The sequence below is a fragment of the Streptomyces sp. NPDC091387 genome (assembly GCF_044756945.1).
Classification (GTDB): Bacteria; Actinomycetota; Actinomycetes; order Streptomycetales; family Streptomycetaceae; genus Streptomyces.
In genome coordinates this window covers 190239-205117 of record NZ_JBIVTZ010000015.1, presented here as the reverse complement: position 1 = coordinate 205117, position 14879 = coordinate 190239, and the positions used below count along the sequence as shown (strand labels likewise).

General features: G+C 70.4%; 14 protein-coding genes. 8 read left to right on the top strand and 6 right to left on the bottom strand.

The annotated features are described in order from the left end of the window. Positions 1–180 precede the first annotated feature (180 nt). From ACIQM0_RS29250 to ACIQM0_RS29235, 4 genes are all read right to left on the bottom strand, one after another. On the bottom strand, positions 181–1089 hold the full coding sequence (locus ACIQM0_RS29250; protein WP_401292230.1) for an amino acid ABC transporter permease: 909 nt from the start codon (positions 1087–1089) through the stop codon (positions 181–183). Beyond that, the gene (locus ACIQM0_RS29245) at positions 1086–1751 is read right to left on the bottom strand and encodes an amino acid ABC transporter permease (protein ID WP_401292227.1); all 666 of its coding nucleotides are present in this window, start codon (positions 1749–1751) and stop codon (positions 1086–1088) included. The genes ACIQM0_RS29250 and ACIQM0_RS29245 overlap by 4 nt, the downstream gene beginning before the upstream one ends. Positions 1752–1825: 74 nt before the next feature. After that, positions 1826–2668, bottom strand: coding sequence for a glutamate ABC transporter substrate-binding protein (locus ACIQM0_RS29240; protein ID WP_401292224.1), 843 nt, complete (start codon positions 2666–2668; stop codon positions 1826–1828). Between the two features lie 81 nt (positions 2669–2749). Next, positions 2750–3538 (bottom strand): amino acid ABC transporter ATP-binding protein, encoded by a 789-nt coding sequence (locus tag ACIQM0_RS29235; protein WP_363026111.1) that lies wholly within the window; start codon positions 3536–3538, stop codon positions 2750–2752. A 337-nt stretch (positions 3539–3875) separates the two neighbouring features. Between ACIQM0_RS29235 and ACIQM0_RS29230 the strand changes: the two genes are divergently transcribed. Continuing rightward, positions 3876–4568, top strand: a complete 693-nt coding sequence (locus tag ACIQM0_RS29230) for a response regulator transcription factor (RefSeq protein WP_385032530.1) — start codon at positions 3876–3878, stop codon at positions 4566–4568. Between the two features lie 15 nt (positions 4569–4583). Beyond that, complete coding sequence (locus ACIQM0_RS29225; RefSeq protein WP_401292221.1) at positions 4584–5978, top strand: sensor histidine kinase; 1395 nt, start codon at positions 4584–4586, stop codon at positions 5976–5978. Positions 5979–6012: 34 nt separating this feature from the next. On the opposite strand, the gene ACIQM0_RS29220 is transcribed toward ACIQM0_RS29225, so the two are convergent. Then, positions 6013–7014 (bottom strand): TAXI family TRAP transporter solute-binding subunit, encoded by a 1002-nt coding sequence (locus tag ACIQM0_RS29220; RefSeq protein ID WP_401292218.1) that lies wholly within the window; start codon positions 7012–7014, stop codon positions 6013–6015. Between the two features lie 135 nt (positions 7015–7149). On the opposite strand from ACIQM0_RS29220, the gene miaB reads away from it, so the two are divergent. Beyond that, complete coding sequence (gene miaB / locus ACIQM0_RS29215) at positions 7150–8670, top strand: tRNA (N6-isopentenyl adenosine(37)-C2)-methylthiotransferase MiaB (RefSeq protein WP_363026103.1); 1521 nt, start codon at positions 7150–7152, stop codon at positions 8668–8670. Between the two features lie 84 nt (positions 8671–8754). After that, the gene (locus ACIQM0_RS29210; protein ID WP_401292215.1) at positions 8755–9468 is read left to right on the top strand and encodes a class III extradiol dioxygenase subunit B-like domain-containing protein; all 714 of its coding nucleotides are present in this window, start codon (positions 8755–8757) and stop codon (positions 9466–9468) included. A 122-nt stretch (positions 9469–9590) separates the two neighbouring features. Here ACIQM0_RS29210 and ACIQM0_RS29205 read toward each other — a convergent pair whose 3' ends face one another. Further along, positions 9591–9827 (bottom strand): antitoxin, encoded by a 237-nt coding sequence (locus ACIQM0_RS29205; protein ID WP_362965262.1) that lies wholly within the window; start codon positions 9825–9827, stop codon positions 9591–9593. Between the two features lie 239 nt (positions 9828–10066). On the opposite strand from ACIQM0_RS29205, the gene miaA reads away from it, so the two are divergent. The 4 genes from miaA (at position 10067) to ACIQM0_RS29185 (ending at position 14870) form a co-directional block, all read left to right on the top strand. Then, complete coding sequence (gene miaA / locus ACIQM0_RS29200; protein ID WP_401292211.1) at positions 10067–11005, top strand: tRNA (adenosine(37)-N6)-dimethylallyltransferase MiaA; 939 nt, start codon at positions 10067–10069, stop codon at positions 11003–11005. Between the two features lie 107 nt (positions 11006–11112). After that, positions 11113–11553: a hypothetical protein gene (locus ACIQM0_RS29195; protein WP_385032597.1), complete on the top strand. Its 441-nt coding sequence runs from the start codon at positions 11113–11115 to the stop codon at positions 11551–11553. Between the two features lie 103 nt (positions 11554–11656). Next, positions 11657–12529 carry a diaminopimelate epimerase gene (gene dapF, locus ACIQM0_RS29190; protein ID WP_401292208.1) on the top strand — a complete coding sequence of 291 codons (873 nt, stop codon included), beginning with the start codon at positions 11657–11659 and terminating at the stop codon, positions 12527–12529. A gap of 229 nt (positions 12530–12758) precedes the next feature. Continuing rightward, positions 12759–14870, top strand: coding sequence for a RelA/SpoT family protein (locus tag ACIQM0_RS29185; protein WP_401292205.1), 2112 nt, complete (start codon positions 12759–12761; stop codon positions 14868–14870). Positions 14871–14879 lie beyond the last annotated feature (9 nt).

The following is a 14879-nucleotide window of genomic DNA, read 5'->3' as shown; positions in this document are numbered from 1 at the left end:
CGGGGCGGCCCACGAGGTCGGGGACGGCGGCGACGGAGATGCGGCGGCGTAGGGGGCTCGGTGCGCGATCACAGAACGTATGCAACCTACTGCCGGTGCGTGCGTCAAGTGACACCGGAACGCGGCGAGGGGCGGTGGCGGATGCGCCACCGCCCCTCGCGGACGTCTGTCGACGGGCCGTCAGGAAGCGGACGAGTCCATGACGACCACCGGCGCACCGACCGTCTCGGGCGCGCCCCCCGGGCCTGTGCCCACGACGGCGCCCGTGCTCTTCTTCCCGCGCCGGAGCCAGCGCTCCAGCCAGCTCGCGAACGAGGTGAGGGTGAAGTTCACCGCGATGTAGATCACGGCGATGATGGTGAAGCACGCGATGGTGTTCGCACCGTAGTTCGCGGCCATCGGCCGGACCGATGCCAGCAGTTCCGGGAAGGTCATCACGGCGCCACCCAGTGCGGTGTCCTTCAGGATCACCACGAGCTGGCTGACGATCGCGGGGAGCATGGCGGTCACCGCCTGCGGCAGCAGCACGAAGACCATGGTCTGGCCCTTGCGCATACCGATCGCCTTGGCCGCGTCGGTCTGGCCCTGCGGGAGGGACAGGATGCCCGCGCGCACGATTTCGGCAAGCACCGAGGCGTTGTAGAGCACCAGTCCCGTGACCACGGCGTACAGCAGGCGCGTGTCGGTGCTGATGTTCGTGTACTCGGAGTACACCGCGCTCGCGATGATCATCAGGATCAGTACGGGGATGGACCGGAAGAACTCCACGACCACCCCGGACGGCATCCTCATCCACCGGTGGTCCGAGAGCCGGCCGATCCCGAACAGCGCACCCAGCGGCAGGGCGATGATCAGGGCGAAGAAGGCCGCCTTCAGCGTGTTCTGGAGCCCCGGCCAGATGAACGTCTCCCACGGCTGGGAGCTGGTGAAGAAGGGCTTCCACTTGATCCAGTCGAGCTGTTGCTTGGAGGCGAGGCCGTCGTAGACCCACCACACCACCGCGGCGGCGACCAGTGCGAACAGCACCGTGTACAGGATGTTCCGTCGCTTGGCGCGCGGTCCTTGGGCGTCGTAGAGGACGGAGGTCATCGCTTCACCGCCACCTTCTTGCTCACCCAGCCGAGGATGAGGCCGGTCGGGAGGGTCAGGACGACGAAGCCGAACGCGAAGACGGCCGAGATCAGAATGAGCTGGGCCTCCTTCTCGATCATGCCCTTCATCAGGTACGAGGCCTCCGCCACCCCGATCGCGGAGGCGACGGTGGTGTTCTTCGTCAGCGCGATCAGGACGTTGGAAAGCGGATTGACGACCGAGCGGAAGGCCTGCGGGAGAATGATCAGCCGCAGTACCTGGGCGAAGCTCAGGCCGAGGGCGCGTGCGGCTTCGGCCTGGCCGACCGGCACCGTGTTGATGCCGGACCGCAGCGCCTCGCACACGAAGGCGGCGGTGTAGGCGCTCAGCGCGAGCACCGCGAGCCGGAAGTTGATGTCGGTGAAGTCGCTTGCACCGAGCTTGACGTTGAGCGTCTGGAACAGGCCCAGTGAGGAGAATACGATGATCACGGTCAGCGGAATGTTCCGGACCACGTTCACGTAGGCGGTGGCGAAACCGCGCATCAGGGGGACCGGGCTGACCTTCATGCCGGCCAGCAGCGTTCCCCATATGAGGGAGCCGAGGGCTGAATAGACGGTGAGTTGCACCGTCACCCAGAAGGCCCCCAGCAGGTCGTAACCATCAAGAAAGTCGAACACGATCTCCCGTGCTTCCGCGTGTAGGAGGGCACGGCGCGCCGCCGTCAGCGGCGGCGCGCCCGGTCAGCCCTGCTTCACTTGACGACGTTGCCGATCTTCGGGGCGGGGTCGTTCTTGTAGTTCGCCGGGCCGAAGTTGGCCTTCACGGCCTTCTCCCACGAACCGTCCGAGACCATCTTGGTCAGCGCGTCGTTGATCTTCTTCTTGAGGTCGGCGTCGCCCTTCTTCAGGCCGATGCCGTAGTTCTCGTTGGTCATCTTGAAGCCGGCCAGCTTGAACTTGCCCTTGTTGGCGTCCTGCGAGGCGTAGCCGGCCAGGATGCTGTCGTCCGTGGTCAGCGCGTCAACAGCCTTGTTCTCCAGGCCGGTCAGGCACTCCGAGTAGCCGCCGTACTCCAGGAGCTGAGCCTTCGGTGCCAGCTTGTCGTGGATGTTCTGCGCCGAGGTCGAGCCGGTGACCGAGCAGAGCTTCTTGTTGTTCAGGTCCTGCGGCGACTTGATCGAGGCGTCGTCCGCGCGAACCAGGATGTCCTGGTGGGCGAGGAGGTACGGACCCGCGAAGTCGACCTTCTGCAGCCGCTCGTCATTGATCGAGTAGGAGGCGGCGATGAACTTCACGTCACCGCGCTCGATCGACGTCTCGCGGTCCTGGCTCTTGGTCTCCTTGAAGTTGATGTCCTTCGCGTCGTAGCCCAGTTCCTTGGCTACGTACGTGGCGACATCGACATCGAAGCCGGTGAACTTGCCGTCCGGGGTCTTCAGACCGATACCCGGCTGGTCGATCTTGATGCCGATCGTGATCTTCTTGCCGCCGCCCGAACCGGACGAGTCGTCCTTGTCGTCGGAACCACAGGCGGTGGCGGTGAGAGCGAGAGCGAGCACGGCGGCCGAGGCGGCGGTGACCTTACGAAGCTGCATGGTGAAATTCCCTGGGGTTGACGCGATGTGAGTGATCAGCCGGTCCGGAAACCGGCGCTGAAGGCCTCGACGGTGGCTTCATCAGTGGTGAAGGATCTTCGACAGGAAGTCCTTGGCCCGGTCACTGCGTGGGTTGCTGAAGAACTGGTCGGGTGTTGCCTCTTCGACGATCTTCCCGTCCGCCATGAAGATGACCCGGTTCGCCGCGGAGCGGGCGAAACCCATCTCATGGGTGACGACGACCATGGTCATGCCCTCGCGGGCGAGCTGCTGCATGACCTCCAGCACCTCGTTGATCATCTCCGGGTCGAGCGCGGAGGTCGGTTCGTCGAACAGCATGACCTTGGGGTCCATCGCCAACGCCCGTGCGATGGCCACACGTTGCTGCTGACCGCCGGAGAGCTGCGACGGGTACTTGTCGGCCTGGGTCGCCACGCCCACCCGGTCGAGCAGCGAACGCGCCTTGTCCTCGGCCGCCTTCTTCTCCGTCTTGCGGACCTTGAGCTGGCCCAGCATCACGTTCTCGAGCACCGTCTTGTGGGCGAAGAGGTTGAACGACTGGAACACCATGCCGACATCGGCGCGCAGCCGTGCCAGCTCCTTGCCCTCCTCGGGCAGGGGCTTCCCGTCGATCGTGATCGCGCCCGAGTCGATCGTCTCCAAGCGGTTGATCGTGCGGCACAGCGTGGACTTCCCGGACCCCGAGGGCCCGATGACGACCACGACTTCGCCGGAGGCGATAGCCAGGTCGATGTCCTGGAGCACATGCAGCGCGCCGAAGTGCTTGTTGACGTTGCTCAGCACGACCAGGTCGCCGCCGGCCGCGGGTGCAGCGTCCTCGGCGCCCTTGGTCACTGAAACTCCGCTCATCGGCTTTTTGCTCCGTCCTCCTCGGTTGTGAAGGACCCTAGTGACGCAGTGCGACCAGCGTCATTACATCTGAGCGGAAATTGAGCATAACGATCCGGCCGCAACCGGACACTCCGCGTGAACGGGACGCCCTGCGGGCCCTCCGGGCGTACCGGGTGCATAACGGAAACACTGATGCAACAGGCGAGCACTTGACTGGTCCACCGGTCATCGGAGTGGATGCCCTGGTACACCCTTATGTGAAACGCCTCGAAACGGGGCAGTGACCAGAGGTCCACGTGACCGCACCGACATGTGACCGCAGTGACACGCAACCGCACCTTCGGAGAGGGGGCCCATGAGACTGCTGCTCGTCGAGGACGACAACCACGTCGCCGCCGCCCTGTCCGCGATCCTCGGTCGGCACGGCTTCAAGGTGGTGCACGCCCGCAGCGGCGAGGAGGCCCTGCAGGCCCTCCTCCCTACGGATGCGGAGCCCTTCGGAGTCGTACTCCTCGATCTCGGGCTGCCCGACCAGGACGGCTACGAGGTGTGCGGGAAGATCCGCAAGCGCAGTGCGGTACCGGTGATCATGGTGACCGCGCGGGCCGACGTCCGCTCGCGCATCCACGGACTGAACCTCGGCGCCGACGACTACGTGACCAAGCCGTACGACACCGGCGAGCTCCTCGCCCGTATCCACGCCGTCAGCCGTCGCAAGCCGGCCGGTGAGGAGACCGGGCCCACGCCCGTCGCCGCGCTGCGCCTGGGCCATGTGCACATCGAGCTGCCCACCCGGCGGGTCAGTGTCGACGGGAGCGAAGTCCAGCTCACCCGCAAGGAGTTCGATCTCCTCGCCCTCCTCGCGCAGCGGCCCGGCGTGGTGTTCCGCCGGGAGCAGATCATCAGCGAGGTCTGGCGCACGAGCTGGGAGGGGACGGGGCGCACGCTTGAGGTGCACGTCGCCTCCCTGCGCGCCAAGCTGCGGCTGCCCGCACTGATCGAGACCGTGCGCGGGGTCGGCTACCGCCTCGTCGCCCCGTCCGCGTAGAGGCGTACGTCCCCAGTGCGTACCAGGCTGCTTCCGCTGCTCATCGTTCTCATGGCGAGCGTGCTGCTCGCGCTGGGCTTCCCGCTGGCCGTCAGCGTGGCCGCCGCCCAGCAGCAGGGCGTCGTGATCGACCGGATCGACGACACGGCACGCTTCGCCGCACTCGCCCAGTTCATCACCGAACGCACCCACGGCTACGACGAACGGCAGCGCACGCTCCAGACCGAACTGGAGACGTACGACTCGGTGTACGGCATCCGGGCGGGCGTCTTCTACCGCGACGACTCCGCGATGGCGAAGGCCCCGGCGAACTGGCGGCTGCCGGTCGAGGGTGAGGGCCGCCAGGCGTTCAACGAGGCGCTGCTCGGCCGTCGCAGCCACGATCCGCCGCAGGTCTGGCCCTGGCAGAACGGCCGGGTCGTCGTCGCCTCGCCCGTCGTGCGCGACGGTGACGTGGTGGCCGTCGTCGTCATCGACTCGCCCACCGCGCAGATGCGTTCCGACACACTCCGCGGCTGGCTGGTGATCGCGGCGGGCGAGGTGGTCGCGATGCTGGTGGCCGTGGGCGCGGCGATCCGGCTCACCGGCTGGGTCCTGCTCCCGGTGCGGACCCTGGACGTGGCCGCCCACGACATCGCCAGCGGCCGGATGCGGTCCCGGGTGGCGGCGTCGGGAGGGCCGTCGGAACTCAGGCGGCTGGCCCGTTCGTTCAACGAGATGGCCGACAACGTCGAGGACGTGCTGGAACAGCAGCGCGCCTTCGTCGCGGACGCCTCGCACCAGTTGCGCAACCCGCTGGCCGCGCTGCTGCTGCGCATCGAGCTGCTCGCCCTCGAACTCCCGGAGGGCAACGAGGAGATCGCCTCCGTGCGCACGGAGGGAAAGCGCCTCGGCCAGGTCCTCGACGATCTGCTCGACCTGGCCCTGGCCGAGCACGCCGCGGCCGATCTCCAGCTCACGGACATAGGCGCCCTCACCGCCGAGCGCGTCTCCTCCTGGCGGCCGGTGGCCGAGGAGAAGGGCGTACGGCTCAGGGCGGACGGCACGCCCGCCGTCACCGCCTGGACGGACCCCATCGCCCTGTCCAGCGCACTCGACGCCATCATCGACAACGCGCTCAAGTTCACCCCCGCCGAGGAGGAGGTCCGGGTCACGGTCGCCTCCGGCAGCGAATGCGTCACGGTCGTCGTCGCGGACCGCGGGCCGGGTCTCACCGAACAGGAGCTGGAGCGCGTCGGAGACCGCTTCTGGCGCAGCTCACAGCACCAGAACGTGCGGGGGTCCGGTCTCGGCCTCTCCATCTCCCAGGCACTCCTGGCCGCGAGCCGAGGCTCCCTCGCCTATGAGCGGCACGAACCGCACGGGCTGCGGGTGACGGTCTCGGTGCCGCGCAACGGACCGCACGGCTGAACACGCGCTTCCGCGGAGCGGCCGGGACCGGACGTCAGGGCTTGACCGAGCGGTAGTAGCGCTTGGCCCCTTCGTGCAGCGGCAGCGGATCCGTGTAGATCGCCGTCCGCAGATCCACCAGCTGCGCGGCGTGCACCTCGCGCCCGATGCGGTCCCGGCTGTCGATCACGGTCCGGGTGAACGCCTCGGTCATCGCCGCATCCGTGCGGTCGGTGGTCACCAGCACGTTGGCGACCGCCACGGTGGGCACCGCCTGGCCCTGCTGCGCGTTGCGGTAGGCGTCCGCGGGCATCACGGCCGAGCGGTAGTAGCGGGTGGACCCGCCGGCCGCCTGGAGCTCCTTGATCAGCGGGTCCTCCAGCGGGACCAGCCGGATCGCGAACCGGCCCGAGAGGTCGGCCACCGCGGTGGTCGGCAGCCCGCCCGACCAGAAGAACGCGTCGAGCCTGCCGTCCTCCAGCAGCTCGGGCATGGTGTCGATGCCCGCCGGTATCGCCGTCACGTCGTTGACCGGGTCGAGGCCGGCGGCCGTCATCAGCCGGTCGGCGACGAGCCGCACCCCCGACCCCGGCTGTCCGACCGCGACCTTCTTGCCGCGCAGGTCCGCGACCTTGCGGATGTCCGAGCCCCGGTCCACGACCAGCTGTATGTAGTCGTCGTACAGCCGGACACAGCCGCGCAGCCGCTCTGCGCCCGGCTTCCCGTCCCGCAGATAGGTGGCCACGGCGTCGGTGGTCGCGATGGTGAAATCGGCCTTGCCCGTCGCCACCCGGGCGATGTTCTGCTGAGATCCCTCGCTGGTCTGCAGCTGTATCGACACATCGGGCAGGTCCTTGGCGAGTGCGCCCTTGAGCCGCTCGCCGTAACGCTGGTAGACGCCGCTGCGGACCCCGGTACTGAACGACAGGGTTCCGCTCGGTGTGGACTCCCCGAGCGGCATCAGCCACCACAGGAGCAGCCCGAGCACGACGACGACGGCGGCGCCCGCCCGGAAGGAGCGACGCCGGCCGATTCGGGACAGTGCGGCCGGGAGCATGGCGGCGATCCTGCCAGGTCGTTCCCGGCCGTGGCCAGGGGCGCCGGCGGATCTCCCGACCTCCACCGCGGCCGGGAGAGCCGTCCGGGAGCCGCCCGCGACGGGAGGTGTCCGGGCAGCGCCTACCCTTGTCGCATGAGCAGCGGCAACCGGAGCGAAGCAGTGGACGTCAGAAAAAGCTACGAGGTGCGTACCTACGGGTGCCAGATGAACGTCCACGACTCCGAGCGGCTGTCGGGGCTGCTGGAGGGCGCCGGCTACGTACGGGCGCCCGAGGGCTCCGACGGCGACGCCGACGTCGTCGTCTTCAACACCTGCGCGGTGCGGGAGAACGCCGACAACAAGCTGTACGGCAACCTCGGCAGGCTCGCCCCGATGAAGACGAAGCGCCCCGGGATGCAGATCGCGGTCGGCGGCTGCCTCGCCCAGAAGGACCGCGACACCATCGTCGCGCGGGCTCCCTGGGTCGACGTCGTCTTCGGTACGCACAACATCGGCAAGCTGCCCGTGCTGCTGGAGCGCGCCCGTGTCCAGGAGGAGGCGCAGATCGAGATCGCCGAGTCCCTGGAGGCGTTCCCCTCGACGCTCCCCACCCGCCGCGAGTCCGCTTACGCGGCCTGGGTCTCCATCTCCGTCGGCTGCAACAACACCTGCACCTTCTGCATCGTCCCCGCGCTGCGCGGCAAGGAGAAGGACCGCCGGACCGGCGACATCCTGGCCGAGATCGAGGCCCTGGTCGCCGAGGGCGTCTCCGAGATCACCCTGCTCGGCCAGAACGTGAACGCCTACGGCTCCGACATCGGCGACCGCGAGGCCTTCTCCAAGCTGCTGCGCGCCTGCGGACGGATCGAGGGGCTGGAACGGGTCCGCTTCACCTCGCCCCACCCGCGTGACTTCACGGACGACGTGATCGCCGCGATGGCCGAGACCCCGAACGTGATGCCGCAGCTGCACATGCCGATGCAGTCCGGCTCGGACACGATCCTCAAGGCGATGCGGCGCTCGTACCGGCAGGAACGCTTCCTCGGCATCATCGAGAAGGTCCGCGCCGCGATGCCGGACGCCGCGATCTCCACCGACATCATCGTCGGCTTCCCCGGCGAGACCGAGGAGGACTTCGAGCAGACCATGCACGCGGTCCGGGAGGCGCGCTTCGCCAACGCCTTCACCTTCCAGTACTCCAAGCGCCCCGGCACCCCGGCCGCCGACATGGAGGGGCAGATCCCCAAGGAGGTCGTCCAGGAGCGGTACATGCGCCTGTCCGTCCTCCAGGAGGAGATCTCCTGGTCGGAGAACAAGAAGCAGGTCGGCCGCACGCTGGACGTCATGGTCGCGGAGGGCGAGGGCCGCAAGGACGGCGCGACCCACCGGCTGTCCGGCCGCGCCCCCGACAACCGCCTGGTCCACTTCACCAAGCCGGACCAGGACGTACGGCCCGGCGACGTGGTGACCGTCGAGATCAGCTACGCCGCCCCGCACCACCTGCTCGCCGAGGGCACACCCGTCGCCGTGCGGCGCACCCGCTCTGGGGACGCCTGGGAGAAGCGCAACGCAGCCCCGGCCGCGACGCCCGCCGGCGTGATGCTGGGGCTGCCCGGGATCGGCGCCCCGGCACCGCTGCCCGCCGCCTCCGCCCCGGGCTGCGGCTGCGACTGACGGGCCCACCGCCCGCCCGCCACGGGCGCTCGGGGGTGCGTCCGCCGAGGGGCGGGCGGCCCCCCAGCCAGTACGCTGCCCACCATGCTTGTCGCCGCCGCTGTCTGCCCCTGTCCGCCCCTGCTGGTCCCCGACGTCGCCGCCGGTGCCGCGCCCGAGCTCGACGCCGCGAGGACCGCGTGCACCGACGCCCTGGGCGTGCTGGCCGCCTCCCGGCCCGATCTGCTGATCGTGGTCGGCCCGGCGGACCCCGCGGGCCGCGGACCCCATCCCGAGGGCGCCACCGGCACCTTCCAGGAGTTCGGCGTCGATCTCGCGGTGCGGCTCGGGCGGGACCTGGGCGCGGTCGCCGACCGGCCCCTTCCGGCGTCACTCGCGGTCGGCGCCTGGCTGCTGGCCCGTACCGGGTGGGCGGACGCCCCGGTCGAGGGGCTCGGCGTGGGTGAGCCGCTGGAGACCGGCCGCTGCACGGAGACCGGGCGGGCGCTGGCCGCCCGGGCGGACCGGGTCGCGCTGCTGGTGATGGGCGACGGCAGTGCCTGCCGCACCCTCAAGGCCCCGGGCTACCTGGACGAGCGCGCCACGGAGTTCGACGCGGTGGCTTCGCGCGCCCTGGGTACGGCGGACACGGGTGCGCTGATCGCGCTGGACGAGGCGCTGGCGTACGAGCTGAAGGCCGCGGGCCGCGCGCCCTGGCAGGTGCTCGCGGGGGCCGCGCAGGGCGCCGGTCTCGACGGCCGGCTGCTGTACGACGACGCGCCGTACGGCGTGGGCTACCTGGTCGCCGCCTGGTCCTGACCCGCCACGGCTTCGGCCGCGGGAACACCGGCCGGCCCCGTCGGGGCGCTATCAGTGCGGACGCACGACGGCCGCGGAGCGATGCCGCTCCGCGGCCGTCACGCTGTCCTGCCGGACCGGGGTCAGGAAGCGGGCGGCGTGGTGCCCCCGTCCTTGTGGGACAGCCGCTCCACCGCGTCCTTGGCCTTCTGGGTGCCGGACTCGATCTTGTCGCTGTACTTGCCCTTGGTCTTCTCGTCCACCGTCCGCGCGGCCTTCTGGAGCCCCTGGTCGATCTTGCCCCCGTGCTGCTGCGCGAGGTCGCTGACCTTGTCCTTCGCCGGGCTCAGCTTCGCCTTCAAATTGTCCATGAAGCCCATCGGACACCTTCTCTGCTGGGGGACTGCGTGCGAGTGCTCTCTCCGGCCCGGATACCCGCCGTGCTGTGACGCACTCTCCCGGCCGCGGTATCGGCGATCGTGGAGGACGAACGGCAGAACCATGAGAAAACGCCCATATGTACTCGACATTTTACTTGACGGGGCATCCGAACGCGTCCCCGTCCCGGCTGCCGCGTCGTCCATTCGGGAACGGGCCCCCGGTTTGCGAGACTGTCGCAGTGAGAAGTCCAGCTCCCGCACCGCGGGTCATCGCCGTCGTCGGTCCCACCGCAGCAGGAAAGTCCGACCTGGGGGTGTTCCTCGCCCAGCAGCTCGGGGGCGAAGTGGTCAATGCCGACTCCATGCAGCTCTACCGGGGGATGGATATCGGCACCGCGAAACTGACACTCGCGGAGCGCGCGTCCGTCCCGCACCTGCTGCTGGACATCTGGGACGTGACCGAGGCCGCCAGCGTCGCCGAGTACCAGCGCCTGGCCCGCGCCGAGATCGACCGGCTGCTCGCCGAGGGCCGCACCCCGGTCCTGGTCGGCGGCTCCGGCCTCTATGTGAAGGGCGCGATCGACGCCCTGGAGTTCCCCGGCACGGACCCCGGCGTCCGGGCCGCGCTGGAGGCCGAACTGGCCGAACGGGGCTCCGGCGCGCTGCACGACCGGCTCGCCGCGGCGGACCCGGAGGCGGGCCGCGCCATCCTGCCGAGCAACGGGCGGCGCATCGTCCGGGCCCTCGAAGTCATCGAGATCACAGGCAAGCCCTTCACCGCCAACCTCCCCGGTAACGATGCGGTCTACGACACCGTCCAGATCGGCGTCGACGTGGCCCGCCCCGAACTCGACGAACGCATCGCCCGGCGGGTCGACCGGATGTGGGACGCGGGGCTGGTCGACGAGGTGCGCACCCTGGAGACGCGGGGGCTGCGGGACGGCCGCACCGCCTCCCGGGCACTCGGCTACCAGCAGGTGCTCGCCGCGCTGGCCGGGGACTGCACCGAGGACGAGGCGCGCGCCGAGACCGTGCGCGCCACCAAACGGTTCGCGCGCCGCCAGGACTCCTGGTTCCGCCGCGACCCGCGCGTCCACTGGCTGAACGGCGCCGCCGCACACCGCGGGGAACTCCCGGGCCAGGCGCTGGCGTTGGTCGAACGAGCGGTTACAGCCTGATCACGTGATGGCATCGGGAAGCCCTGCCCGTCAGTTCGGCGAGCCGCGGCGTGCCATCATCGAGCATCGATCGACCAGTGGAGTCCGAGTTGGGAGGGCGCGTGGCGATGGAGGCCGGCCCCCGCGACACAGAGCAAGACGCACCGGACACGCAGCACGAGGCAGGACGATTGAGCCCCGACGGGCCCGATGAGCTCGAAGTGACCCCCGAGGTCGAGGTCGAGCTGCGTCCCGCCCGCCGGCTGCGTATCTGGCAGCTCGCACCGATCGTCACCCTCGCCGCGCTGGGATCGCTGATGTTCGCCTTCCCGCTCGCCTTCGAGTTCGGTGACGGTGGCGCGGTCGTCGCCATGCTGGGACTGCTGATCAGCTGCTGCGCCGCGGGCTGGGGCATGATGGCCGCCCGCCGCGTCGGACACACCTGGCCCGGACTGCCGCCCAAGGGCTCGGGGGAGCGCCCCGACTGGCGCGTGATCATGCTGTACGTCGCCGTGTGCGCGGTACTGGTCGCGCTGGCCGTGTGGCGCGTGGCGCGGCTGCGTTCCTGACACCGGACCCGGCCCCGCCCCGCCTCCCCCGGCAGGTGCCGGAGCCCCGTCGCGCGGGCGGCCGGTTCGCGGCGCTGTGTGCGCCGCCTCGTACAGTTGTCCCGTGACCACCTCGCAGATCGCCTTCCTCAAGGGCCACGGCACCGAGAACGACTTCGTGATCGTTCCGGACCCGGACAACGCCGTCGCCCTGCCCGCCCCCGTCGTCGCCCGGCTCTGCGACCGCCGGGCCGGCATCGGCGGGGACGGCCTGCTGCACGTCGTACGGTCCGCTGCCCACCCCGAGGCGCGGGACATGGCGGACGAGGCCGAGTGGTTCATGGACTACCGCAACGCGGACGGCTCGATCGCCGAGATGTGCGGCAACGGCGTACGGGTCTTCGCCCACTACCTCCAGCGCTCCGGCTCGGTCGAGGACGGCGACGTCGCCGTCGCCACCCGCGGCGGAGTGAAGAAGGTGCACCTCGCCAAGAACGGCGACATCACCGTCTCCATGGGCCGCGCGGAGCTCCCGGCCGCCGGAGTCACGGTCACCGTCGGCGGCCGCAGCTGGGACGCCCGCAACGTGAACATGGGCAACCCGCACGCGGTCGCCTTCGTCGACGACCTGGCGCACGCCGGTGATCTGCTCTCCGAGCCGTCCTTCGGCCCGGCCGCGGTCTACCCCGACGGGGTCAACATCGAGTTCGTCGTGGACCGCGGCCCCCGCCATGTCGCGATGCGCGTCCATGAGCGCGGCTCGGGGGAGACCCGGTCCTGCGGCACCGGCGCGTGTGCCGTGGCCGTCGCCGCGGCCCGCCGGGACGCGGCCGACCCCGCGCTGACCGGCACCCCGGTCACGTACACCGTCGACCTCCCCGGCGGCACGCTGGTGATCACCGAGCACCCGCACGGCGAGATCGAGATGACCGGACCGGCCGTGATCGTCGCCGAGGGCACGATCGATCCGGCCTGGATCGAAACGCTGAACGGCTAGGCCCTACGCCCCGCTCGGGCCGGATCAGGGTGGACCCGGAAGCGGTGCCGGACCCCGCGAGACCGCATGATCCAAACGACGGGCCCTGGAGCTTCGCTCGAATGGGTGATCCGTTTCACGCTGGGCGAGAGCCGGACTCCGCCACGTGGTGGGGTCGGTAGCATCAAGCACCGGCCCGGAGGCGCGACCGCACCTTCTCACCGCCGGTCGACGTCGCCGGAGGTGCCCCATGAGCGCAGAGGCCACCAACCCAGGTGCCCCCATCCGCAGGCGGGGCCGTCCCCGGATCGACCTCCGCAGACTGGGGCGGGTCGCCCTGCTCGGCCCGGTCTCCCGCGACCGGCTGCCGGCCGCCATCGGGCATGTCGCGGAGGCGCACCGGGCCCACCATCCCGACGCCGACCTCACCGTCCTGCACCGGGCCTACGTCCTCGCGGAGTCCTCGCACCGCGGGCAGATGCGCAAGAGCGGCGAGCCGTACATCACACACCCGCTCGCGGTCACCCTGATCCTCGCCGAACTCGGCGCAGAGACGACGACGCTGACCGCGTCGCTGCTCCACGACACGGTCGAGGACACCGAGGTGACCCTCGACCAGGTGGGCGAGGAGTTCGGCGACGAGGTCCGCTACCTGGTCGACGGCGTCACCAAGCTGGAGAAGGTCGACTACGGCGCGGCGGCCGAGCCGGAGACCTTCCGCAAGATGCTGGTGGCCACCGGGGACGACGTCCGGGTCATGTCGATCAAGCTCGCCGACCGGCTGCACAACATGCGCACGCTCGGCGTGATGCGCCCCGAGAAACAGGCCCGGATCGCCAAGGTCACCCGCGACGTACTGATTCCGCTCGCGGAACGGCTCGGGGTGCAGGCGCTCAAGACCGAGCTGGAGGATCTCGTCTTCGCGATCCTCCACCCCGAGGAGTACGCACACACCCGCGCAGTGATCTCCGCCACCACGGCGGCCGACCCGCTCACCGCCATCGCGGGGAACGTCTCCTCCGTACTGCGGGAGGCCGGTATCCCCGCCGAAGTCCTCGTGAGGCCGCGGCACTTCGTCTCCGTCCACCGGGTCAGCGTCAAACGCGGCGAACTGCGCGGCACCGACTTCGGACGGCTGCTGGTGCTCGTCGGGGAGGACGCCGACTGCTATGCCGTCCTCGGCGAACTCCACACCTGCTTCACCCCGGTGATCTCCGAGTTCAAGGACTTCATCGCGGCCCCGAAGTTCAACCTGTACCAGTCGCTGCACACCGCGGTGGTGGGCCCAGAGGGCGAGGTCGCCGAGGTCCTCATCCGGACCCACCGGATGCACAAGGTCGCGGAGGCGGGCGTCATCGCGCTCGGCAATCCGTACGCCGCGGACAGCGTCGCGCAGACCGCCGAACCGGCCGACGGGGAGCGCGCCGACCCGACCCGGCCCGGCTGGCTGTCCCGGCTCCTCCAGTGGCAGCAGTCCGCGACCGACCCCGACACCTTCTGGACCACCCTCCGCGCCGACCTCGCCCAGGACCGCGAGATCACGGTCTTCCGCACCGACGGCGGCACGCTCGGCCTGCCGGCGGGCGCCAGCTGCGTCGACGCCGCCTACGCGCAGTACGGGGAGGCCGCGCACAGCTGCATCGGGGCCCGGGTGAACGGCCGGCTGGCCACGCTCGGCACCGCGCTCGGCGACGGCGACACCGTGCAGCTGCTCCTCGCGGAGGACGCCGCGTCGGGGCCCTCGCCCGGCTGGCTCGACCACGCCCGGACACCCACCGCCCGCATCGCGATCACCGGCTGGCTCGACGCCCATCCGCAGGGTCCGGAGACCGTGCCCGGCAGCCGGCCCACGGACCCCAGGCCCGTACCGCAGCCCGCGCCGCCCGGAGCCGCGGGGCCGGCCGGCCGTACCGCGAGCGCCCTGGTCGACCGGCCGGACGCCACCGTACGGCTCGCCGGCTGCTGCACCCCCGTACCGCCCGACGACGTCACCGGCTTCACGGTGCGCGGCGGCGCCGTCACCGTCCACCGGCTGGCCTGTCCCGTGGCGGCCCGCATGGAGGCCGTCGGCCGGGTACCGGTCGCGGTGAGCTGGGGCGACGCGTCCGAATGCCGGGTGACGCTGGTCGCGGAGTCCTTCGGACGGCCCCGGCTGCTGGCCGACCTCACCGAGGCGATCGCCGGCGCGGACGCGGCGATCATCTCCGCCACCGTCGAACCGCCCAGTGAACAGCGCGTGCGGCACACCTACACCCTGCAGCTCCCCGATGCCGCGGGGCTGCACTCGCTGATGCGCGCCATGCGCGACGTACCGGGGGTGTACGACGTGAGCCGTGCCCAGCACCCGGCCGCCGTTCTCTGACCCGGCGGG

Coding starts and splice junctions, on each gene's coding strand:
- ACIQM0_RS29205 (WP_362965262.1), bottom strand. CDS start 9,827: ATGGGCTTCATGGACAATTTGAAGGCGAAGCTGAGCCCGGCGAAGGAC.
- ACIQM0_RS29185 (WP_401292205.1), top strand. CDS start 12,759: ATGAGCGCAGAGGCCACCAACCCAGGTGCCCCCATCCGCAGGCGGGGC.
- ACIQM0_RS29210 (WP_401292215.1), top strand. CDS start 8,755: ATGCTTGTCGCCGCCGCTGTCTGCCCCTGTCCGCCCCTGCTGGTCCCC.
- miaB (WP_363026103.1), top strand. CDS start 7,150: ATGAGCAGCGGCAACCGGAGCGAAGCAGTGGACGTCAGAAAAAGCTAC.
- ACIQM0_RS29240 (WP_401292224.1), bottom strand. CDS start 2,668: ATGCAGCTTCGTAAGGTCACCGCCGCCTCGGCCGCCGTGCTCGCTCTC.
- ACIQM0_RS29220 (WP_401292218.1), bottom strand. CDS start 7,014: ATGCTCCCGGCCGCACTGTCCCGAATCGGCCGGCGTCGCTCCTTCCGG.
- ACIQM0_RS29230 (WP_385032530.1), top strand. CDS start 3,876: ATGAGACTGCTGCTCGTCGAGGACGACAACCACGTCGCCGCCGCCCTG.
- ACIQM0_RS29250 (WP_401292230.1), bottom strand. CDS start 1,089: ATGACCTCCGTCCTCTACGACGCCCAAGGACCGCGCGCCAAGCGACGG.
- ACIQM0_RS29235 (WP_363026111.1), bottom strand. CDS start 3,538: ATGAGCGGAGTTTCAGTGACCAAGGGCGCCGAGGACGCTGCACCCGCG.
- ACIQM0_RS29195 (WP_385032597.1), top strand. CDS start 11,113: ATGGAGGCCGGCCCCCGCGACACAGAGCAAGACGCACCGGACACGCAG.